Annotated in this window: 21 protein-coding genes, 2 tRNA genes and 1 rRNA gene; 2 read left to right on the forward strand and 22 right to left on the reverse strand. The window is 44.5% G+C overall.

Features of this window, described 5'->3' with window-relative positions; genetic code table 11:
* The 14 genes from GLW00_RS19185 to spoIIE all read right to left on the reverse strand — a co-directional run.
* A 16S ribosomal RNA gene (locus GLW00_RS19185) occupies positions 1-68 on the reverse strand; the annotation flags it as partial.
* Between the two features lie 373 nt (positions 69-441).
* A complete protein-coding gene (lysS, locus tag GLW00_RS19190; RefSeq protein WP_160916767.1) occupies positions 442-1932 on the reverse strand; it encodes a lysine--tRNA ligase in 1491 nt (496 codons plus the stop codon).
* A gap of 220 nt (positions 1933-2152) precedes the next feature.
* Positions 2153-2650: a 2-amino-4-hydroxy-6-hydroxymethyldihydropteridine diphosphokinase gene (gene folK / locus GLW00_RS19195; RefSeq protein ID WP_160916769.1), complete on the reverse strand. Its 498-nt coding sequence runs from the start codon at positions 2648-2650 to the stop codon at positions 2153-2155.
* Positions 2647-3012 (reverse strand): dihydroneopterin aldolase, encoded by a 366-nt coding sequence (folB, locus tag GLW00_RS19200; protein ID WP_160916771.1) that lies wholly within the window; start codon positions 3010-3012, stop codon positions 2647-2649. The genes folK and folB overlap by 4 nt, the downstream gene beginning before the upstream one ends.
* On the reverse strand, positions 3005-3838 hold the full coding sequence (folP, locus tag GLW00_RS19205) for a dihydropteroate synthase (RefSeq protein ID WP_160916773.1): 834 nt from the start codon (positions 3836-3838) through the stop codon (positions 3005-3007). The genes folB and folP overlap by 8 nt, the downstream gene beginning before the upstream one ends.
* A 124-nt stretch (positions 3839-3962) precedes the next feature.
* On the reverse strand, positions 3963-4889 hold the full coding sequence (cysK, locus tag GLW00_RS19210) for a cysteine synthase A (RefSeq protein ID WP_160916775.1): 927 nt from the start codon (positions 4887-4889) through the stop codon (positions 3963-3965).
* 157 nt (positions 4890-5046) lie between these two features.
* A complete protein-coding gene (gene hslO, locus GLW00_RS19215; RefSeq protein ID WP_160916777.1) occupies positions 5047-5937 on the reverse strand; it encodes an Hsp33 family molecular chaperone HslO in 891 nt (296 codons plus the stop codon).
* Between the two features lie 5 nt (positions 5938-5942).
* Positions 5943-6734: a type III pantothenate kinase gene (locus GLW00_RS19220; protein WP_160916779.1), complete on the reverse strand. Its 792-nt coding sequence runs from the start codon at positions 6732-6734 to the stop codon at positions 5943-5945.
* A gap of 129 nt (positions 6735-6863) precedes the next feature.
* The gene (gene ftsH, locus GLW00_RS19225) at positions 6864-8888 is read right to left on the reverse strand and encodes an ATP-dependent zinc metalloprotease FtsH (RefSeq protein WP_160916780.1); all 2025 of its coding nucleotides are present in this window, start codon (positions 8886-8888) and stop codon (positions 6864-6866) included.
* A 117-nt stretch (positions 8889-9005) separates the two neighbouring features.
* Complete coding sequence (gene hpt / locus GLW00_RS19230; RefSeq protein ID WP_115824762.1) at positions 9006-9545, reverse strand: hypoxanthine phosphoribosyltransferase; 540 nt, start codon at positions 9543-9545, stop codon at positions 9006-9008.
* A gap of 11 nt (positions 9546-9556) precedes the next feature.
* Positions 9557-10951 carry a tRNA lysidine(34) synthetase TilS gene (gene tilS, locus GLW00_RS19235; RefSeq protein ID WP_160916782.1) on the reverse strand — a complete coding sequence of 465 codons (1395 nt, stop codon included), beginning with the start codon at positions 10949-10951 and terminating at the stop codon, positions 9557-9559.
* A gap of 147 nt (positions 10952-11098) precedes the next feature.
* Complete coding sequence (gene prkT / locus GLW00_RS19240) at positions 11099-12019, reverse strand: serine/threonine protein kinase PrkT (RefSeq protein WP_160916784.1); 921 nt, start codon at positions 12017-12019, stop codon at positions 11099-11101.
* A complete protein-coding gene (locus GLW00_RS19245) occupies positions 12000-12737 on the reverse strand; it encodes a vWA domain-containing protein (protein WP_160916786.1) in 738 nt (245 codons plus the stop codon). Before GLW00_RS19245 ends, prkT begins: the two co-directional genes overlap by 20 nt.
* Before the next feature lie 63 nt (positions 12738-12800).
* On the reverse strand, positions 12801-15248 hold the full coding sequence (gene spoIIE / locus GLW00_RS19250; protein WP_160916788.1) for a stage II sporulation protein E: 2448 nt from the start codon (positions 15246-15248) through the stop codon (positions 12801-12803).
* Positions 15249-15524: 276 nt separating this feature from the next.
* On the opposite strand from spoIIE, the gene GLW00_RS19255 reads away from it, so the two are divergent.
* Both GLW00_RS19255 and GLW00_RS19260 read left to right on the forward strand, forming a co-directional pair.
* Positions 15525-15601 (forward strand) — tRNA-Met (locus tag GLW00_RS19255).
* A gap of 21 nt (positions 15602-15622) precedes the next feature.
* Positions 15623-15694 (forward strand) — tRNA-Glu (locus tag GLW00_RS19260).
* 730 nt (positions 15695-16424) lie between these two features.
* Here GLW00_RS19260 and GLW00_RS19265 read toward each other — a convergent pair.
* The 8 genes from GLW00_RS19265 to spoVT form a co-directional block, all read right to left on the reverse strand.
* Positions 16425-16811, reverse strand: a complete 387-nt coding sequence (locus GLW00_RS19265) for a S1 domain-containing RNA-binding protein (protein WP_089654586.1) — start codon at positions 16809-16811, stop codon at positions 16425-16427.
* 78 nt (positions 16812-16889) lie between these two features.
* Positions 16890-17273, reverse strand: coding sequence for an FtsB family cell division protein (locus tag GLW00_RS19270; RefSeq protein ID WP_160916790.1), 384 nt, complete (start codon positions 17271-17273; stop codon positions 16890-16892).
* Between the two features lie 15 nt (positions 17274-17288).
* The gene (yabQ, locus tag GLW00_RS19275; protein WP_160916792.1) at positions 17289-17876 is read right to left on the reverse strand and encodes a spore cortex biosynthesis protein YabQ; all 588 of its coding nucleotides are present in this window, start codon (positions 17874-17876) and stop codon (positions 17289-17291) included.
* Positions 17873-18178 carry a sporulation protein YabP gene (yabP, locus tag GLW00_RS19280; RefSeq protein WP_160916794.1) on the reverse strand — a complete coding sequence of 102 codons (306 nt, stop codon included), beginning with the start codon at positions 18176-18178 and terminating at the stop codon, positions 17873-17875. The genes yabQ and yabP overlap by 4 nt, the downstream gene beginning before the upstream one ends.
* Before the next feature lie 228 nt (positions 18179-18406).
* On the reverse strand, positions 18407-18670 hold the full coding sequence (locus GLW00_RS19285; RefSeq protein WP_146818725.1) for an RNA-binding S4 domain-containing protein: 264 nt from the start codon (positions 18668-18670) through the stop codon (positions 18407-18409).
* A 3-nt stretch (positions 18671-18673) separates the two neighbouring features.
* The gene (yabN, locus tag GLW00_RS19290; RefSeq protein ID WP_160916796.1) at positions 18674-20140 is read right to left on the reverse strand and encodes a bifunctional methyltransferase/pyrophosphohydrolase YabN; all 1467 of its coding nucleotides are present in this window, start codon (positions 20138-20140) and stop codon (positions 18674-18676) included.
* Complete coding sequence (locus GLW00_RS19295; protein ID WP_160916797.1) at positions 20137-21723, reverse strand: putative polysaccharide biosynthesis protein; 1587 nt, start codon at positions 21721-21723, stop codon at positions 20137-20139. The genes yabN and GLW00_RS19295 overlap by 4 nt, the downstream gene beginning before the upstream one ends.
* A gap of 93 nt (positions 21724-21816) precedes the next feature.
* Positions 21817-22353, reverse strand: a complete 537-nt coding sequence (spoVT, locus tag GLW00_RS19300) for a stage V sporulation protein T (RefSeq protein ID WP_089654593.1) — start codon at positions 22351-22353, stop codon at positions 21817-21819.
* Positions 22354-22873 lie beyond the last annotated feature (520 nt).

A 22873-nucleotide genomic window follows, 5' to 3' on the forward strand; every position in this document is an offset into this window, starting at 1 on the left:
CGCTCGACTTGCATGTATTAGGCACGCCGCCAGCGTTCGTCCTGAGCCAGGATCAAACTCTCCATAAAAGTTAAGTTTGACTTGCTCATTTGCACACCGAATGTGCTTTGTTTCAAATCTCTTCTATAAAGAAGAAATGTTTTGACGTACTGGTTGGTTCGTTCAGTTTTCAAAGATCAAATGTTTTGTTTGCCACTTCAAAACAGCGACTTAATTAATATATCATGTGTAGTTGTTTTCGTCAACAACTTTTAATGATTTATTTTGTTAAGCCGTTGCGGCTTGCCGCTCTCTTAATGCGACAAGTAATAATATATCACGGCATCTAAAACCACGCAATAGGTTTTTCGTAAAAAGATAATTCAGATTATTATCCTTCACAGTAAGTAAGATTTCAAATAAAACACAATCCCTCTGGAAGAATCCAGAGGGATTGAAAACTTATGATTCACGATTTCTCATTTGCGGGAACAGCAGGACGTCACGAATAGAAGGCGAGTCTGTCAGCAACATGACTAGACGATCGATTCCAATTCCCAAACCACCCGTTGGAGGCATTCCATATTCAAGTGCTTCCAGGAAGTCTTCATCCATCATATGAGCTTCATCATTTCCTTCTTCTCGTTCTTTCAACTGAGATTCGAATCGTTCTCTTTGATCAATCGGGTCATTCAACTCAGAGAAAGCATTCGCATGTTCACGACCAACGATGAACAACTCAAATCGGTCTGTGAATCTTCCATCCTCTGGATTCTTCTTCGCGAGAGGAGAGATCTCTGTTGGATGGCCATAAATAAAGGTAGGCTGGATTAACTTTTCTTCCACGCGCTGTTCGAAGAATTCATTTACAATATGACCAAATGTCATCGTATCTTTAATATCAATACCATGTTCTTTAGCAAGCTCTTTCGCTTGGTCATCTGACATCTGCTCCCAGAAGTCTACACCTGTGTGTTCTTTGATAGCATCTACCATATGGAGACGTGTCCACTCTGGTTCCAGATCAATTTCCTGTTCATTGTAGGAGACTTTCGTTGTACCGAGAACCTCTTTAGCGATATGTGCAACCATGTTTTCGGTAAGGTTCATGATGTCATGATAATCCGCATAGGCTTCATACAGTTCAATCATCGTAAACTCAGGGTTGTGACGAGTAGAGATTCCTTCGTTACGGAATACACGGCCGATTTCATATACTTTTTCCAATCCACCTACAATCAAACGCTTCAAGTGGAGCTCAATAGCAATACGCATATACAACTGCATGTCCAGCGCATTATGGTGTGTGATGAACGGGCGGGCGGAAGCTCCACCTGCAATCCCGTGCATCAATGGAGTTTCTACTTCTAAGAAACCTAAACCATCCAGATAACGGCGCATAGACTGAATAATCTTACTGCGCAGTACAAACGTATCTCTGCTATCAGGGTTCGTAATAAGGTCTAAATAACGTTGACGATAACGTTGTTCGACATCCTGCAAACCATGGAATTTTTCAGGAAGTGGACGGAGAGACTTCGTAAGCAATTGATATTCCGCTGCTTTCACGGAAAGTTCTCCTACGTTCGTTTTGAACATCACCCCGGAAACTCCTACGATATCTCCCAAGTCAGCAGATTTGAAAAGATTGTCGTAAGCTTCTTCTCCAATTTCATCTTTACGAACATACAGTTGAATTTGGCCAGTCAGGTCCTGAATATGTGCAAAACCCGCTTTTCCTTTTCCACGCTTTGTCATGATTCGTCCAGCAATGGTTGTTGGGAACTGTTTTTCCTCCAGCTCCTCTTTCGTATATTGATCGTACTTCTCTATTAAATCTTGGGCGTAATCCGTGCGGTCGAATTTGTCACCAAAAGGGTCGATGCCCTGTTCGCGGTGATTATTCATCTTATCGCGACGCACCCGCATATGTTCATTCAGTTCTTCTGTCATTGCTCTCACTCCATTCCCTGTTCTTTTTGGGTACTTACCGTTACAATAACAAAAACTGCCAGCATGGGACTGGCAGCATCTAACTATCGTTTAGTATAAAAAAGTACTATGTGCGTGTCAATGTTGAAAGGGGAACGATTCCTGCATTTACACTTCTGGTTTCAACAGCCCCTCAATACAAATGTCTTGGCAATCGTCTATTTGACCTTGGACGAGTCCACTAAATTCTTCCCCACTTGTTCATGCTTCTCACTTCTTCTGATGGAAGCAGTCCTAGAACTTCTCCCGCTGTTTGTTTTAAATGAGGGAGGAAAGCTTGAGCATCCACGTCCGCTAAAGGGACCATCACAAATGCCCGTTCATGCATATGGGGATGTGGAATCGTTAATTGCTCTGTTTTCATTTTCTCCTGATTATAAAGCAATATATCGAGGTCAATTGTTCGCGGCCCCCATTTTATTACCCGTTTCCTTCCCAGTTCCTGTTCAATACCCTGGCAGTACTCCAATAATAAGGAAGGGGACAAATCCGTTTCCACTTGAATAGCCATATTTAAAAAGTCGTTTTGCTCAGTGTAACCGACTGGGGCCGTTTCATAGACCGCTGACATTTTTCGGACAGTTATATTCTCGTGCTCCTCCAGCAGAGAGATGGCATCTTTCAGAAATACTTCCCTTGGTGATATATTCGACCCTAAGGCTATATAGGCGCTATTCATGTTTCCCGTCTCCGGTAGATCTCTATCGCCACCGATTTGTAATGCCCCGGGATCGGAGGATCGGGTTTATATACTTTTACGAGACACCCTTCTAACAGCGGAAATTTACTGAAGAGTTCATTGGCGAGCTTTTCTGCCACTGTTTCGACGAGTTTGTGGTGTTTTCCTTCCACGGCTTCTTTTGTAACCTCATAGATCGCACCATAATCAATCGATTTTGTCATGTCGTCGGATTCAGCTGCAGGCTTCAAGTCCAACTCAAGCTCAAGGTCCACATAGAACCGTTGCCCCAGTTTATTTTCTTCTGGAAAAAGACCATGATATCCCCAGAACTCCATTTGATTTACATATATCTTATCCAATTCCTTCACCCTTTCCGAGCATAGCATCCATCATTTTCGTCATACGTACAATGGGCTTCACATCATGAACCCTCACTACATCCACGCCTTGCGCGACTCCATAACAGACGGTTGCCCCTGTTCCTTCCATCCTTTCATCTTTCGGGAGGTCCAGGGCTGTACCTATGAATGATTTCCTGGATGTTCCTAGTAAAAGGGGGTAGCCGAGTTCTTTCAAATCTGCCAAGTTTCGCATGACCTCCAAGTTTTGTGCTTGCGTTTTCGCAAACCCGATGCCTGGATCGAGAATGATATGCTCGTCTTTAACTCCCGCCTCCCTGGCTGTCTTAATACTTCTTCGGAGGTCATTTTTCATGTCATCCAACAAAGACTTATAATTTCTATCTGACCGGTTATGGGTCAGGATGATCGGTACACCATACTGCGCAGCGACGTCAGCTATAGCAGGCTCTTTGATCGCTCCCCATACATCATTGATTATCGATGCCCCTGCTGCAACCGCCTTTTCAGCCACTTCTGCTTTATAAGTATCAATGGATATAGGAAGCGAAACCGCCTTCTTGACTGCCTGGATTGCAGGGATTACCCGAGCCAGTTCTTCCTCAACCGTTACAGGACGATGACCGGGCCGAGTGGATTCGCCTCCGATATCAATGATATGTGCGCCTTCTTCCTCCATCATCTTCGCTTGTTTTACAGCGTGATCGAGATCAAAATAGAGCCCTCCATCAGAAAAAGAATCAGGTGTAATATTAAGAATCCCCATCACAAGAGTTTCCTTTGTTAAATCGAACGTTTTTTCAGAAGTACTTAATTTGGTGTTCATAGGTTTCCCTCGTTTCCATCATTCTCTTCCCCTATCTTACATCATTTCAAAATTTCTATCACACGTACACAATTGGAAACATAAATAAAAAAACTGCACCCCATAGAGGTGCAGTCGTTTCATATTATTCTTCGTCAAACTGATAAAGGGGAGTAGATAGATAACGCTCACCGTTACTAGGGATGATTGCCACAACTTTCTTACCTTTGCCTAGCTTTTTGGCCACCTGCTTCGCCACATGGATTGCGGATCCGGAAGAGATTCCTCCAAGAATACCATCTTTTCTCGCGGCTTCCCTTGCGGCTTCGAATGAATCTTCCTTCGTCACCTTAATTACTTCATCATAGATTTCTGTATTCAAAATACCAGGCACAAAACCTGCCCCGATTCCCTGGATCTTATGTGGACCAGGGTCTCCACCAGATAAGACTGGTGACTCTTCCGGCTCGATTGCATAAATTTTAATGTCCGGGTACTTCTCTTTCAACACTTTACCGGCACCCGTGATGGTTCCACCTGTTCCGATACCTGCAACAAATGCATCCAGTTGATCACCCATCTGCTCGACAATTTCCGGCCCGGTCGTTTTTTCGTGAATGAGTGGATTGGCTTCATTGTTGAACTGTTGAGGCATAAAATAACCCTTCTGATCTTGAAGTTCAGCAGCCTTTTTAATGGCACCTTTCATCCCTTCACTGCCTGGAGTGAGAACGAGTTCTGCTCCATAAGCGCGCAGAAGGTTACGGCGTTCCTGACTCATCGTATCCGGCATAACAAGTATGGCTTTATAACCTTTGGCAGCTGCGATCATCGCCAAACCAATTCCCGTATTCCCGCTGGTTGGTTCTACAATGGTATCGCCCTCTTTGAGACTTCCATCTTTCTCAGCTTCTTCAATCATGGAAAGAGCAATGCGGTCTTTAACGGAACTACCCGGGTTCATGTATTCCAGTTTAAGATAAACATCTGCACTGTCTTCATCCGCGCTTCCGTTCAGTTTGACCATTGGAGTTTGACCAACTAATTCGCTTACGTTATTTACGATTCTCAATACATTCACTCCCAAAACCAAGTATTTTAATAGGATTTAAACCTAATGTACTTAATAACCGTACAATTGTCAAACATTTCAATCATGTATTCGTTACCGTTAAAGGAAAAGGCGAAACCACGGTTTCGCCTTTTATTATATCAGTTTTCGTATTCATTTATGAGGTGGGATCCGTGCCTTCAGATTTCAGTTCCTTAAGGTCTTCCACACTGAACTGGTAATCTTCGTTACAGAAGTGGCATTTCGCTTCGGCTCCCTGGTCCTCGTTAATCATTCGCTCGATTTCTTCATTCCCAAGACTGGCAATGGCCATTTCCACACGTTCCCGTGAGCAGTGGCACTGGAACTTGACTGGCATCGTGTCCAGGATACGCACATTTTCCTTTCCAAGAACTGTGTGCAAAATTTCTTCCGGGGTTTTGCCGTCGCGTACAAGTGAAGAAATCGCAGGCATTTCTGATAGTCTCTTTTCAATCTGGCTCGTCGTCTCTTCATCAGCTCCCGGCATCATTTGGACAATAAATCCACCGGCAGCAAGAATAGAGTAATCCGTATCTACAAGCACACCAGCCCCGACAGCTGAAGGCACTTGCTCAGAGTTTGCAAAATAATAGGTGAAATCTTCACTGATCTCACCGGACACAAGTGGGACTTGACCTGTAAAGTGATCTTTCATCCCCAGGTCCTTGACGATACTCAACGTCCCTGACGTCCCAACCGCTCGTGCCACATCCAGTTTTCCTTGAGCATTCGATTCAAAATCAACATGAGGGTGTTTGATATATCCACGCACTTCTCCTTTAGAGTTAGCATCGGCGATGATGGCGCCGGCAGGGCCGTCACCTTCCACCTTTACTGTGAGCTTATCATTCCCCTTGAGCATCGCACCCATCATGCCGCTGATGGTTAACGTCCGTCCTAGTGCTGCTGATGTCGTTGCCCATGTATCTTGTCTGCGTCTTGCTTCTTCGACTGTTTCTGTTGATTGAATGGCATAAGCTCTAACCTGGCCGTCGAAACCTATGGCACGCACTAAATAATCTGACATGCTATTCATTCTCCTTTAAACGCTTTTTTCTCTTTGTTCCTTTGATATATCTTATGAAGACCTTTCAACGTCAAGTAAGGATCGACATGGTCGATCGTCCTTGATTGACCGGCGATTAAATTGGCAAGACCACCGGTAGCAATCACTGTCGGTGTCTGCTCGGAAGTTTCTTTCATACGACGAACGACTTCATCGACCTGACCTACATATCCATAGTAAACGCCGGACTGCATGGCTTCCACTGTGCTTTGACCAATCACATGTTCCGGACTCTTAATTTCGATTTTTGGTAGTTTGGCTGCTTTTGCATAAAGAGCCTCCATCGAAATATTGACCCCCGGGGCAATGGCACCCCCAAGGTATTCCCCTTCAGCATTAATATAACAATAAGTGGTAGCTGTTCCAAAGTCGATGATCACTAAAGGAAGTGGATACTCATCGATGGCTCCTACCGCATTGACCACTCGATCAGCACCGATCTCATTGGGGTTTGGGTATTTCATCGGCAATCCGTGATCCACCATTCCTTCACCTATGATCATCGGCTGCTTTTTAAAATAATAACGAGACATACGATCAAGTGCAAACATGATCGGTGGTACAACGGACGAGATGATTACGCCGTCCATATCTTCAAAACGCAACCCTTCATGATCGAAGAGTGATTTAATCAACATTCCGAACTCGTCTTCTGTTTTATGACGATCGGTTTTAATCCTCCACTGATACTTTAAAGAATCATTTTCAAATACGCCTAACACAGTATTGGTATTTCCCACATCAAGGACAAAATTCATACATGAAGCCTCCCGTGTCATTTCCTTCGGCTACCATCATATCACAAGAACCTGCTGTTTCGCTCTTCTAGGACACAGAAAAAGCCACACCTCCCGTTTCAGGGTTGATGTGGCTTTGCTCATGAACCTTTAAGAACGACGATCCTCTGAATCAGATGGACCTTCATCTTTCTTTTCTTCCTTCGTTTCTTCATGAGTCTCTGTCTCTTCTGCTTGTTCATCTTCTTTGGACTGAATGGTCACACGGACATCTTCATTGTTGGAAGACGTGTTGTTCTTGATTTTCGCATTGTGTTCACGTGCGATTTCTTCAAGCTCTTCATCCGTCGGAAGACGACCTTTATCAAATAGAGAACGGATTTGAGTTGCATCAAGTGTTTCGACATCCAATAATGTCTTCGCAATTAACTCAAGCTTATCTTTATTTTCAGTGAGGATTGTTTTCGCACGGTCATAACAGTACTGAATGAAGTTCTTCACTTCCTGGTCGATTTCATAAGCAATCTGGTCACTGTAATTCTGTTCGTTCTGGATGTCACGTCCAAGGAAGACCTGACCACCAGAATTAGAGCCGAACTGTAGTGGACCGAGCTTTTCACTCATTCCATACTCTGTAACCATTTTGCGTGCGATACTGGTAGCACGCTGGAAGTCATTATGAGCTCCTGTACTTACTTCACCAAAGATGATCTCTTCAGCTACACGACCACCGAGTAATCCTGTAATCTTATCGAACAATTCTGGTTTCGTCATGAAGTAGCGATCTTCCTTAGGAAGCATGACGGCATATCCACCTGCCTGCCCACGAGGAACAATCGTAACTTTATGGACCATATCGGCATCATCCAGCACCATACCGATTACTGTGTGTCCACTTTCGTGGTGGGCAACAATATCGCGTTCTTTCTTAGAAATAACACGACTCTTCTTCGCTGGCCCTGCGATTACACGGTCAATCGCTTCATCTACGTCATCCATGTCGACTTTCTTCTTATCTCCACGCGCAGCTACTAGAGCAGCTTCGTTCAATAAGTTTTCCAAGTCGGCACCAGAGAAACCTGGTGTACGTAGTGCAATCGTCTTCAAGTCGACATTCTCAGACAACGGCTTGTTCTTCGCGTGTACAGCAAGTACCGCTTCACGGCCTTTGACATCTGGACGATCGACTGTGATTTGACGGTCGAAACGACCCGGGCGTAGAAGGGCTGGGTCCAGAATGTCCGGACGGTTGGTTGCAGCGATAATAATGATTCCTTCATTAACACCGAAACCATCCATTTCAACAAGCAACTGGTTCAATGTCTGCTCACGCTCATCATGGCCTCCGCCAAGACCAGCGCCACGTTGACGACCTACAGCATCAATTTCATCAATGAAGATGATGCCTGGCGCGTTCTTTTTCGCATTTTCAAACAAGTCACGGACACGGGATGCACCGACACCGACGAACATTTCAACGAAGTCAGAACCACTGATGGAGAAAAACGGTACTCCCGCTTCACCAGCTACCGCACGTGCAAGCAATGTTTTACCTGTACCTGGAGGTCCCACTAATAAGACACCTTTAGGAATACGGGCACCGACCGCAGAGAATTTACGAGGGTCTTTAAGGAAGTCAACGACCTCAACAAGCTCCTGCTTCTCTTCATCTGCTCCGGCAACATCTTTGAAACGCACTTTCTTCTTCTCTTCTGAATACATCTTCGCCTTACTCTTACCAAAGTTCATCACGCGACTTCCGCCGCCCTGTGCCTGGTTAAGCAAGAAGAAGAACAAAATAAAGATAATGACGAACGGGATGATGGACGTTAGAAAAGTCACCCATGCGCTGGGCTGCTCTTCTTGTTCAACAGTCAGATTACTCTGTTCTTGAGCGGTCTGTGTGATTTGAGCAATGACTTCATCATTAGCTGGAAGTTGTGCGACGAAAGTTTCGCCCTCTTCCGCTCCCTGTTCTTGACCAGTTACACGAATCACCCCATTGACAGGCTGAATCGTCATTTCCTGGATTTCACCATTATTCAATTTATTGTAGAATTCATTGACATTATATTCTGTTTGCGGATCACCTTGACCTCGGAATAGACCGACCACGCCGATAACCACGAGGAAGATAAGTAAGTAAAATATGGTATTACGAAAGATCCGGTTCATTGCCTACCTCCTCCCAAACGAGAAAAACTATAGTAAATACTACCATACCAAAAACGGCCGACACAACTAATTACCCTTGACATAGATACTTTCAAACTTCCCATCACAGGTTGATTTTCAGCCTCCATAGACCTCAGGCTTCAAGACCCCGACGTACGGAAGATTGCGATACTTTTCTTCATAGTCCAGACCATACCCGACAACAAATTCATCAGGGACTTCGAACCCGACCGTATCTGCTTTGATATCCGCGCTTCGTCCTGTCGGTTTATCAAGCAGGGTGACGATTTTAATCGACTTCGCTTTACGATATTTGAACAAGTCGACAAGGTAGGCAAGTGTTCGACCACTGTCGATAATATCTTCAATGATCAAAATGTCCCGACCCTCTACCTTCGTATCAAGGTCTTTAACAATCTTGACTTCTCCTGAAGATTCCATACCTCCGTGATAGCTGGAAACATCCATGAAATCCATTTCCAAATGAGTTTCCATGCGTTTCAGCAAATCAGTCATGAAAGGAAGGGCGCCTTTCAGTACCCCGATCGCCAAAGGGAAACGATCTTCATATTCTTTCGAAAGTTCCGCTCCCAGCTCTTTACACTTTGCCTGAATTTCTTCTTCGGAAATCAAGACCTTTTCAATTTCGTTATGCATGATTGCTCCTCCTACGTGTCTGCTTTGTTTTTATAATGTAACCGAAGCCATGGACCTGATGAAAGGCTGGTACGCTCCCCGCCTTTTTTTAAACCGACGACCCAAAGAATCTTTCCTGCTTGATCTGTAACGATCGGCCAGGTAGGGCGCAGACGGGCCGGGATCTTTTGGTCGATAAAAATATCTTTTACTTTTTTCGAGCCGTTCATCCCTCTCAGATGCATTCGATCTCCCTCCTGCCTTGTGCGAACGACAAGAGGGAGTTTTACGTGATGCGAATCACATAGATACGTATAGGCATCTTCGGTGCCGTCGCCACTGAACCAATCCGCCCTGATTTCAGATTCATCAGGTAGTTGAAGATCCTCTCCTATTTCGAGAATGTAGGAGTACTCTTTCCAATCTTGTTCTCCAGGAAAAGAAAAAGTGATTTCATCATAAGCACGGATAATTTTCAACCCTTCCGGAAAATCCAGGGAAGCATTCGGTTTTTCATCATTTAAAAGGTTCATGAACATTTCTTCATGCAAGTAAGAAATGTCTTCGTTTTGGTTCACATACAGATAGTTCAATATTAGATGAAAGGCTGTCCTTTGTAAAGCAAGCGGGAATGTTTTGAAAGTTTGTTTTGATAATTGTACGAATTTCTCCACATCTGAAGAAAAATGGACAGTTTCCAAGACTTTTTGGGCCTGCTCATTTATGTATGACCTTTCTTCTCTCGCTCTCTCACTCCACACCTGCATATGCTTATGAAATTGCGGATTGCTGCCTTTCATAAAAGGCAAAAGATGCTGCCTGATCGCATTCCGGGTGTATTCGGTATCCTCATTGGATGGATCCATCCTCACCTTTAAAGCATGATCTTGCAGGTAAGAGGCGATTTCATTTTTAGAGACCATAAGGAATGGACGAATAATCTTTCCGCAAGCAAAACGTCTTGTGGCGGGCATCCCCTGAACCGCTTCCGGGCGTGCACTACGCATAAGCTGCATTAAAATTGTTTCCGCCTGGTCGTCACCATGATGCCCCATAACAAGAGCATCCGCTTCATAGGCATACATCACCTCTTCAAAAAAAGCATACCTCAACTCCCTGGCCGCTTCCTGTGTGCCTGTTCCCTTATCTTTCTTATACGAAAGAACATCCACAGAAGTTCCGACAAATTCGACTCCCCATTCTTCGCACATGTTTTCAACAAAACGAAGATCTGCTTGAGATTCCTCTCCTCTTAATTGATGATCGACAGAAAGGGCGATCAAACGAAGGGACAGCTTTTCTTTCATGGTACACAGAAAGTGCAAAAGTGCGACAGAATCCGGCCCACCGGACACAGCAACCAACAGCGTCTGTTTCGGCTGGATCATTTGGTGTTTCGAGATAAAGGTATGAACAGCATGATCCATCAGGTGTTTTCCCCCTGTCTCTGTCTGTATATCTCTACCTATCGTATCACTATTCGTAAGTACATCAAAAGATAAGCATCCATTTCCCCATTATTTTTGTAAAGGAAACGATCCCTTCTCTGTTATCCCCCTCATAAGGAGGACGGATTAGAAAAAGAAACTCACAATCGATACCACGAAAAACACGCCGGAACCCACCGTTAACGCAGCAAGTTCACCATTCTCGACTCTTTTGTTATGCCCCCGCCTCTGACGGGTTGAATCAGGAGGGCTTTTGCGTTTCATCAGCACACCGGAAAGGTGGTCTTTCATTTGTGTCGCATTTCGTATATTCCCTTTCCAACATTGTTGAATCACCCGTTTATAGGGTTTCAGGAGAGATGAGGAAGCTAGCTTATTTTCCAATGTTTTTTGAGGATGATTCCCTTTTTCAAACCTCTTCGGGTGCCCCATTTCCAACATGATCATCGTGACGGCAAATAAATCATACGTCGGCTCTGCTTTACGGGAGCCCATGTTCCAATAGCCGCGATCATAAAATTCCGTGTACTCTTTAATAGCACGCCCTGTAGCCGTTACTCCACCCACATCGATCCAGCGGACTTTTGAACCGGATACCAACAAGTTATCCGTCTTCAAGTCACCAAATACAAACCCCGCGTTGTGAAGGTTCTCAAGGTCCGTGAGTAATTGGATAGCCAGAATGGCAATCCAGTCCTTCGTCTTTCCTTTCAAAAATTCTGTCACAGGTTTTCCTTCTACATATTCCATGACATAAAAAGGGTATGTGCGCCCTGACCGATCCACCCAATCGTCAACATCAACAAAAGAAGGCCCAAGTTTCACCCCTTGGACCTTACTGAATTTTTTGAGCATATTCACTTCCAACATCATCCGTGAACTATCTTCCCCGAGTTTGAGGGCATACGTATCCCCTTGATGGGAACGGCATAAAAAAACAGTTCCGCAGGCTCCAGCACCTACTTTTTTGATGATGGTATAAGTACGACCGCTCCATTTACCGGTTACTCGACCTCCAGGGGGTAAGTCAAAAACCTGTTTCTTCATATGGATCTTCCTCATTTCTCAACCGCTCATCGAGAGGTTTCCCTGCAAACGCATAAAGCGCCTCTTTCAAGGCAGGTCCCGTCGGCGTGTATCCTCCACTATTCAACTTGGAGAAGATCCCATGTATTTCTCCCAATTCCGGTGTCCACCCCACCATTTTCGTAATGGTTTTTTTTGGATCCGGGAATGCAAAAACACTGAATTGGTTTGAACCTGATCGCGCATTTAAGCTAAGAGACAAATCGAAAAGAGCATCCTTCACGGTCGGCAGTTTATGGTGCATGCTTGCACTTGTATCCACCAGCACAAGGACTTCAAGATCGCAGCTCTCTCCGAGTTCATCTACCACTTCCACTACTTCTCCCCGCTGCTCCGGGGGAAGTTCTTCAATGGTTTGTTTTTTGCCGAGAATCTCTTGTAATTCTTTATTAACGACCCCTTGAATCGTTTGGGTCATGGCTTGTCTCGTCACCATTTGCACGGTTTGGGACAAACTTTTCTGATATACAATTTGACTGACGCCTCCACCTGCTTCGGCAATCGCTTCTACTTCTTCAAGCCCTTGTGGCCTGCCACTTTGCCGGTCGTCAAGAACGCCAATCACATTGACCGTTATCCCCTGATTCCTCGCGAGCGCTGCGACGACGACAGGGTCTTCTCCATGGTTCGAGCATCCATCTGTCAATAAAAGAATCTGCTTTAATCGGCCTGGTTTCATGTGCATATCCCTCCTGATTCGTTGCTTCCATCATCGCCGAAAAGGAGGAATTCTATACTTTACTCAGGCCTCTTTTTTCACCGAAGGAATCGATGTCCACTCCGGCAAATAACGATCAATCCGCGCTACGATAATCGTCATATCATCTACGATCGATCCAGATTGTGTACGTATCACCTCTTCTAGTAAAAGATCAGCCATTGCTTGCGGATCTTCATCGGATATTTCCCTGATTTTACGTTTGAGCCACATGTCCACATTCCCGATTTGCTTTGGCCCGTCCAGAATACCGTCACTCATCATAATCAGGAAATCTCCTGCTTTTAATTGTTCACTCCTCATATCCACGTCGACATCCGGGATGATTCCCATCGGCAGGTTTCCGGCCTCGACGGTGAAAATTTTATCTCCTCGTTTTATATAGCTCGGCGTGCTGCCGACCTTAATGAACTTGGACGTCGCCTGGTGCAGGTCAATCACCGCTAAGTCCAACGTTGAAAAAATTTCATCATTTGTCCGTAAAGACAATATGGAATTGATCGACTGAATGGCTACAGATTCCTGGATACCTGATTGTAGAATCTGTTTCAACAGCCTCAGCGTTTCCATACTTTCCTCATGAGCACGTTCCCCGTTACCCATTCCATCACTGATTGCTAATGCATATTTCCCCCTTCCAAGCTCCATCATTGTAAAGCTGTCCCCTGAAACGAACCCTCCCCCCTTAGCGGCATGCGCCACTCCTGATTCAATCGAATAATGTTTCGCTGATCCAAATGATAAATAACACCTTCCATTTGGATATGGAGAGATTTCTTCCATCGTGACAACAATGGTTTCTCCCAGAATATCCGAAAGGACAGGTGCAATGATTTTCGCTCCTTCCCCTCTATAATTATCAATCTCTACAATTAATTCGAGATCCATATTTCCTGCATCCAAGGAATAGATTTCTAATTTTTGAATGACCATCCCCATCCGTTCAAGCGCATGGTAGATCACCTGTTCTTTATGTTCATGATGCTCCCGCTCTTTTACAATTTCTTTTGCAAAATTATTCATAACATCAGAGACGCCCTGAAGCTGCTCAGCTACAAACTTACGGCTTTCGTGCACCTGGCGCTTCAATTCTTTATTCGCATGATAAAAAGATAGCTCATGATTCATTGTGTCAATCAACTTTTGCGGTTTCACACAATGCTGATCGACATTCTTTCGCATGACACGGCTCGGTTCTCCTCTTTCATCCAACTCATGCATAAGATCGGTCATTAAGTTATGGGTGTCGTCGAATTGATTGACCCAACATTTTTCTTTCTTAAAACATGATTGGCAGGTTTTTTCCGTGACATGACTTAAAAAATAGTCTACTTCCTCTGCTTCCCCGCTATCCTCCTTCGGTGACTCTAAATGAGTAAAACTTTTCGATAAAGCCTGAAAAACGTCCGAAAACTTCCCGACCCTGACAGCCGTGACGTCTCGCACTTTTTGTAAGTATTTTTGCTGTTCCGAATGATGTTCATCCGTCCCCGGAACGTACCTGGATAATTGCTTGACCCAGGAATTTGGAGTCAACATAAATAAAGCCACTGCCCAGGCCGAAGCCCATAACGAAGATGGAAGATCAGCCCCGCTGCTCACGTAGAAACCGATCAGTAAAGTACCGACAATGAGCCCAGCGCTCACTCCGGCTTTTTTCCCTTCTTTTAGCAACCCCCCTAATAAGCCTGAAAAAGCGAGCAGGCTCATTTGATAAATGTGATCCATATTGGATAAGCTTAAAACCAGCCCGGTTACAACACCGACGGTTGATCCAATGGCTGCCCCGGCAATATAAGCCATCAAAATAACTAAATAGCGAGCAAAAATGTCGACGACGGCAACGCCCTGTACCTGCCAGCCGATCATTCCAGTTAATACAGAAGCTAATAATATGATTAAACAAACAATCTCTTCATTTGTTAATGACGGTTGATATCTTTGTGGTGTTAAAAGCGGGATGCTTTGCATAAAGATGAGTACAAGGATAAAAGCCAGTACTCCTTCTGCCACCATCAAAGTAAGTTCGTAGAGCTGCCAACGATCCAGTAAAGCGAGACTCACTGTTCTCGGAATCAAGCTTGCCATCAACGCAATCATCGGCAGCCATTTCTGGGGGTGACTTGTTTTGCGCAATGCCAGACTTAAGAGCAAAAAAGTCATCGACACCCCTGCAATAAAACCCGCGTGACCGTAGCTGTATGTAGAAGCCCCGGCGGCCATCATGATTGTGACGGGTATGACAAGCGGACGCTTTAACCACCAGATTACCGCTAAAAAAGCTACGCCAAAAGGGGCCATGGACGAAAGAATGATAGCTCGTCCTAATAATAAAGCCAGCACCATGTGGAAGACTCCTTTGTTCGCCATAAAAGAAAACGTACCGAATGAAGCCTTTTGTAACCCTCTCACGATCCCGGATCCCCGGACGGCTGATTGACGACTTTCTCGTTTTGATACAGTACCTAACATTTTCATCACTCCTTCTTTGTGAAACCTATTAAACCACACCCAGAACAAGCATTTTGTCAAAACAACAGGAGAGCAGAAACAAAAACTTCGATGGTTTTCACAGGAAGAAAGGTCGTTTCTACAAAATCTCCCCACCACCATCCCTCTCCCTTCCAAAAATCTTCCTCATTCCCTAGCGAAATAGACAGAGTTATCTGATATTTTTTTTCTTGTTGACAGTTTATTTATCATGGTGTAATATATTTTTTGTGCTTCCGAGAGAGCATTCAACTAAATGGCGGTGTAGCTCAGCTGGCTAGAGCGTACGGTTCATACCCGTGAGGTCGGGGGTTCGATCCCCTCCGCCGCTACCATTATTTTTTAAGATACATATTGGCCCGTTGGTCAAGTGGTTAAGACACCGCCCTTTCACGGCGGTAACACGGGTTCGAATCCCGTACGGGTCATCAGAAACATTCTTGTCCTAAAAAAGTCGCGTCTCTATATAGAGACGCGACTTTTTTCTTTATTTATTCTTATTAAACAATATGGCAGGTTTCTTGAAGACTCAGTTTCGAGATGTTTTCGGGTTTCGTTACCTTATTGGGCGTCGGGGATGGCTGGGAAGCTACTCGCTTTCCTGTGGGGGAGTGGCGAGCTTCCTCGGGCTACGCCCTGCGGGATCTCGCCGATCTCCTTTCTCCCACGGGAGTCTCGCAGCTTCCCAACCACCCCATTCGATAAAAGGGATAACGAACCCCTTTGCCAAGTTGGAAGGTCTCCCTCTATCCCGATTGTTGTAGCCATGAAACGCTCTGTATCAAGCTTTTAGGGTTCAATCACCCCGGCATGGGAGCTTCATCCTTATACTCTCATCAAACTGAAAAGCTGAAGGTTGGAAAGTGGTTTCGAGATAGTTATATAGCAAAGGGGCGGAGGGGAATGGCGAGACTCCTGCGGGAAAAAAGTGCTTGGTGAGACCCCACAGGACGCAGTCCGAGGAGGCTCACCGCGCTCCCGCGGAAAGCGAGCTATTCCCCGCAGCCCGATCCACCCAACAAAAGTCTCGAAACTGAGTCTTCCACTAAAGGGAGCTTTAGTGGAGGAAATGATGGCATACAAAAAAGCAGATCCGTTATGGATCTGCTTTTTATTTATGAAGACGTGCACCTTTTACTCATTGTCCTAGACAGCAAGCTATCCTCTTTTAGCACCTCGACCTCCACGTTTGGATTCCGTGTGCTTCTTCAGTGATGCTAGTCGCTCGTCACTATCCTTGATAAAACGGTTCATTTTCTGTTCGAATGATTCAGCCGGCTTACGAGGTTTCTGTGGGCGACGACCGTAGTTCTCTTTTGCTTTCTTAATGGAAAGACCAATCTTCCCATCATCTCCGACATTAATGACTTTCACATCCACCTGGTCTCCCTGGCTTAAATGCTCATTAATATCTTTTACGTAGTTATCGGCAACTTCACTAATGTGAACTAGCCCCGTCTTACCATCTGGAAGCTCGACGAACGCTCCGAAATTAGTGATACCCGTTACCTTACCCTGCAGCTTGCTGCCTACTTCAATTGACATAAAAAAAATGCTCCTCCTTAAGTTTTCGATAAAAAAATTATCCTTCTTATATATTATATATAAGCTTTGAAAAGAGTGTCAATATGACGGGTCCTCATTAGGCATTTTAAATATAATTTCTCCTTCTTTTGAGAAGAAATAGTTCGTCCGCGCAATCTGCAGCACATACTCTTCATCTTTAAGAAGTTCAATTTCCTGCTCTAAACCTTTTTCCTCTTTTTTCAAAGCGGTCATCTCTTGCTGCAACTGGTCGTATTTCTCCTGCTTATCTGCATACAAGGACTGTTGTTTCATAGAATAAAACACCATGGAGCCAGCAACGATCGACACTAACAGGGCAAACATTACGAGACGGCGGACTAATCGCTTTTTCTTACGTTGGTGTCTGTCCATATAGGCATCGTAGTGCTTCATGTATGTAGAATCCATACGTGCCACAGACTCCGTTTGTCTCTTTGCCATGAAAGTAGGCCTCCTTTACTTCTTGATTCGTTTCATCCAATTGTTCATTGTATTCTTCATTTTATCCAGAAACCCTGCTAAATCCCTTAAGTATTTTTTCATGTTTTTCGGCAGAAGTCGCCAAATGATTCGAAAAATTAGCCGGATCGGATAAAATACGACAAGAAACAATATAATAGTACCCTTTAAAAGTATCTTATAAACGCCAAGAAGTAAAGAAATTATAAGGAAAATGATGGATTTCGCGGGGATGAAAATCAAATAATAGACTGTCTTCTTCAAGAAACGGAAAACAGCCATGCTGATTCGGATCCACATTTCAAGTGTTCTTAAGTAAAGGTTCTGAAACAATGCACGATACGCAGCAAATCCACAAACAATCGCCACGAAAACATACACCCTCAACTCTCCATAATTGGCGAGGTATAATAAATAAAAGAGAAAAGCGGCTTGAAAGAGCCAAAAGCTCAACTGATAAATGATTTCAAGCCATCCCTTTTTTCTTTTTCCGAAAAAGCGTTCAAATGTATCCAACGATGCGGCGACGAACATCCCTCCCCCGATCATGGCAACGATCGTAATGAACTGAGTGGTGAGGGTCATTTGAACAGCTTGCTAAACAGACCTTTAGCTTTCTCCCCTTGATGCTCGTCCAAGTAGGTCATTTCATACATTTTTCCTTTAATGGAGACGACTCCAGAATCCAGGTCGAGGTTTTTCATTTGCAGGTTTTGACCGCGGATCACAAGATACCCCATCGATGTCTGCAGGAGGAATTCTTCACTATCGAAGCTATCCACCTCTTTCACCCCTGAGATTTCTATATTTCTTCTATTCCATACTTTCACATTATGCTCCACCGGTTGCTGACTGCGTATCCCTTGATTCTTTTCATAACCTTCCATCTCATCACAGCCCCCTTCTCTAGTACAAGCTATGAGAAAAAAGAGGAGATTAGAACTTTAGAATGGGGAAGCGCCTCGGACCGGCCCGACTAAAAGCTTTCCGGTGCCTGGCACCCTTATACACGCAGGCGATGCCTGGCACTAATGAGTTCTATGCCGGGGTCAGGCATATAAAAGAAGTATATAAATGCCAGAAAAGAACCACTGCCGTTTCCGGCAGTGGTTGTGTCAGGATTGATTGACGGGCTCTTCTTTTTTAATCTCATAAAGAGTCGTCGCTTCATTTTTCGTGACATTCTCTTTTAATGATTTCACTTCAATCGTCAGTACTTTCTGTCCGAATTGAATGGTCAGTTCATCTCCGACCGCTACGTTACTTGCTGCTTTACTTTGGGCACCATTGATGCTGATACGCCCTTGATCCGCTACTTCTTTCGCAAGTGTACGTCTTTTAATTAAACGGGAGATCTTCAAAAATTTATCCAAACGCATGTGTCATTCCGCTCCTTTATGTTTTTCTTTCGCTTTTACCCATAATTCCTCTAATGAATCTAAATCATAGTCTCTTAATTGGCGTCCTTCTGTATGAGCATCCTTTTCCATGGATGAAAGACGGGTTCTGAATTTACGGTTCGTCCGCTGCAAAGCATTTTCACTACTGATCTTGTAGTGCCTGGAAAGATTAGCAATGGCAAACAGCCAATCTCCGAATTCTTTTTCCATCTCTTCTCGGTCGTCCGAATCGCGTGCTTCCTTGAATTCCTTCCATTCTTCTTCAACTTTTTCAATGACAGGATCAACAGTATCCCAATCAAACCCTACTTTAGCTGCCTTCTTCTGCAACTCTTCCGCTTGAAGAAGGGCCGGAAAACTCTCGGGCACGGAATCAAGGATAGAATCAGGCTGCTGCCCTTTTTCCTCTGCTTTAATTGCCTCCCAGTTAGTGACCACTTCATCGGATGAATCCACTGTGATTTCACCAAAAACATGAGGGTGTCTGCGAATCATTTTTTCCGTTATGGATACTATTACGTCGTCGATTGTAAAATATCCTTCATCTTCCCCGATTTGGCTGTGCAGCATGACTTGAAGCAGCACATCCCCAAGCTCTTCAACCATATGGTCATCATCCATGCGGTTAACAGCATCAATAAACTCATAGGCTTCTTCAATCATATATTTCCTTAGTGATTCGTGCGTTTGTTTGCGATCCCAAGGACAGCCTTCCGGACTTCTCAGAATCTTGATGACTTCTCTCAGGCGGAAAAATTGGTGATTGAGATCATCTTTTTTAACAGGGGGGATATACACACTGGTTAAATTATTCACTTCGACGCGGCGGTCCAGCTCTTCAAGAAGAACCGTGGTAAGCTTTTCATGTTCACTTCCAGCGGCTGTCACTATGGTTACGGGGTAATCAGCCGGTAGATCTTCCAGCAATGTCAATTTCACTTCCGAAGCCACTAACGAATCATACACCTGACAGAGGATGATATGATTCAAAAACTGAAGCTCTTCCCGCTTCAAATCTGTAGCATCTACAAACTGAAACCCCTCGATTGGGTCGATTTCAAGCGCGGTGAACGTGGCATCAAGAAAACTTTGACCACCTTTAATATCGAGGAGGACTTCCCCTCTGTCTCTCGCTTGAATCAGTAATTGAACCGTCCGTTCAGCAAGCATAGGATGGCCAGGGACGACATAGGTTACGTCCTGTCCACCGGAAAAGGTAAGAAGACGGGAGGCGATTTCTGTGTACACATCTCCAAATTGATCATGGGATTCATAGACAGAATCAAAACTTTCAAATGTGATTCCTTCATTTTGCAGCGCTTGGATGACTGGGTGATCGAGGGTTCGTGCATAGAGATGGGATTGATTTTGGGTCAGTTCACGGTAAACCCCGAGCGGAAGCTGCTCTAAATCCGCAGCTCCAAGTCCGATGATTGTTATGGTATTCATTGGTTCATTCCTTTCGGCGAAAGCTTCCATACGACCTTACGAAAAGGTATGACATCTAATTCTTCATTTGTGAAGCTGCCCGTTCTGAGAAGAAGGACAGCATAAATCAAAGCACCAAATCCTGTAACAAACAATGTGTACAGGAATAAAGACAACCTTGTATCTAAATTAAAAACAAGGAAGGCGAGCATTTTAGCCAGCCATAGTCCGAACATCATTCCTCCAAGAGAAATCAGGATCCCTTTCCAGGGGAGGGTGGTCCATTTTCCCCAAGGAACTTCATGTCTTAAGGTTACGACATTTCCGATTAAAACAAAAGCGACAGCCATCACCGAGGCAATTGCTGCTCCTTCTAAATCCCAAAAAGGAATAAAGACCTTGTTTCCAACCCATTTAATAATCAGTCCCCCTGCGATCATCATGGCTGTTTGTTTCATATAACCTAATCCCTGCAATATGGAAGAGAGGGTAATGGAAAGAGAACTGCCAAGGATGACAAGCATCAGGATTCTTAAAGCTCCCGTTCCTTGATCATCCTGGAAAAAGGACTGGTTGATGGCCGGAAATAAGAAGATCAGCCCAGCCGTGGCTCCAACACAAAGGAAGACGGTCATCTTCACGGCGCTCACCACCGATTTTTTCACTTTCGCAGGATTCTGCTTCAACCTTGATCTCGTGACAGAAGGAATTAGAGCGAGAGCGAGCGATGATGCAAGCACCGTACCCAGTTGAATGAGAGGCTGCCCTCTATCGAACACCCCTTTCCACATACGCGCATCTTCAAGCGCTATCCCTGATTTCAGGAGGTTCGGGACCAATGTCAATGCATCAACGAGCTGTAAAGATAAGAGCAGCATGTAGTTTAAGCAAATCAGGGTGCCATGCAGGAAAATGGTCCGTTTATAGGAGATACCATGATCCCACCTTCTCCATGTCCACATGTCCCCCTTTTTCATCAACCAATAAAAAAGAAACAAAAACGCAGCTCCTGCGCCTGCCAATGAACCTAGCGACGCCCCTATTCCTATGGTGTAAACGTCCGTTCCCTTCATGATTAAAACAGCAGAACCAATGATGATTCCGACTCTGAGGACTTGTTCGATAATTTGTGATACAGCTGTAGGGCCCATATTATTCTGTCCTTGAAATGTACCTCGAACAACCGCTACAAAAGGAACAAGGAGAAAAACAGCAAACGCCGACTTTAAAGAAGTGGTTAGTTTTTCATCTCCCATTACAGAAGCAATCCACGGAGACGATAAAAATCCAGCCATAAAAATCAATCCAGATGCCATCATCACCCACAAGAAAACAGGGATATAAAACGATGGAACAGATAGAGGCGATGATTGATCATCGATGTCGGAAACGATTTTGGAAATGGCTGCTGGAAAACCATACAGGGCAAGGATCAGAGCAATGCCGAGAATGGGATACACTTGCTGATAGACATAGAAGCCAAGATCTCCTGTTAAGTTTTGAAGGGGGACACGATACCCCGCACTTATGACCTTACTGATCAATCCGGCTAGTGTTAGAATGAATGCTCCTTGTAAAACAGAGCGTGAACGTAATTTGGTCATATTGGACCCTTTCTAATATATATGTATTCAGAACATTCATTATATCATAGGAAAAGGTCAGACCCCGTACCCGCTTGGATCTGACCTTACTTGCTACTCCATTTGTTTGGCTAAAAAACTAGCGGCTGTCTGTACAGCTTTACTGACCCCGTCTTCTAATGGAGAACCTTCTTTATTGAAGGCGACGACGCAGCCGATGGGATCTCCTTGCGCAATGATAGGATAAATAAGATATGATATCACATCTTCTTCCTGACCCCGAGTCAATTCAACCGGCTCCGGATGCTTCTCAAATGACATTGTTCTCGAATCCATGACTTCTTCAATCTTAGATCCGATCGATCGGTTCATATAATCCTTTTTCGCACTTCCCGCCACCGCTATATACTCATCACGATCGCAAATCAACACAGGAGCTTCTAAAGACTCACTGAGCGCTTCTGCGTACTCTTTTGCAAAATCACCCAACTCGCTAATAGGTGAATATTTCTTAAGTATCACTTCACCTTCACGGTCTACAAAAATCTCCAAAGGATCACCTTCACGGATCCTCAGCGTACGGCGGATCTCTTTCGGGATAACAACACGTCCTAAATCATCAATACGGCGTACAATACCAGTTGCTTTCATTCTATATGCTGCCTCCTTTTCTGTGATGACTGCCTATCTATACCTGTTGAAGCGCAAGCAGAACAAGCGGGTGATTAAAGATAGTATGATACAGCAATAAAAACCTATACACCCTTTGGATGGATTTTTTCATAAAAAATGTAAACACCGGATGTGGAGGCGATCGTTTAGACACGACAAGCATAAGACAAGACACGCAATGGAGTGGTCTTTCTCCATGGAGGGGATTGACTTATGTCTCGAGTGTCTGGGAGCTGGAACTGGACGATTTGGAATGTGGAGGTGCCTTGGGCAGCTTCGACAAGCATATGCGAAGCATCTTTTGTGAGGTGCTTCTTCCTCACAAAGATGATTTGCATATGACCTCGAGAAGCTAGGCACCGGAACTGGATCTCACCGGATGTGGAGGCGACCGTTTAGACACGACAAGCATAAGACAAGACACGCAATAGAGTGGTCTTTCTCCATGGAGGGGATTGACTTATGTCTCGAGTGTCTGGGATCCGGACCTGGATTTCAC

This window comes from Halobacillus litoralis (genome assembly GCF_009856445.1).
Taxonomy (GTDB): Bacteria; Bacillota; Bacilli; order Bacillales; family Halobacillaceae; genus Halobacillus; species Halobacillus litoralis.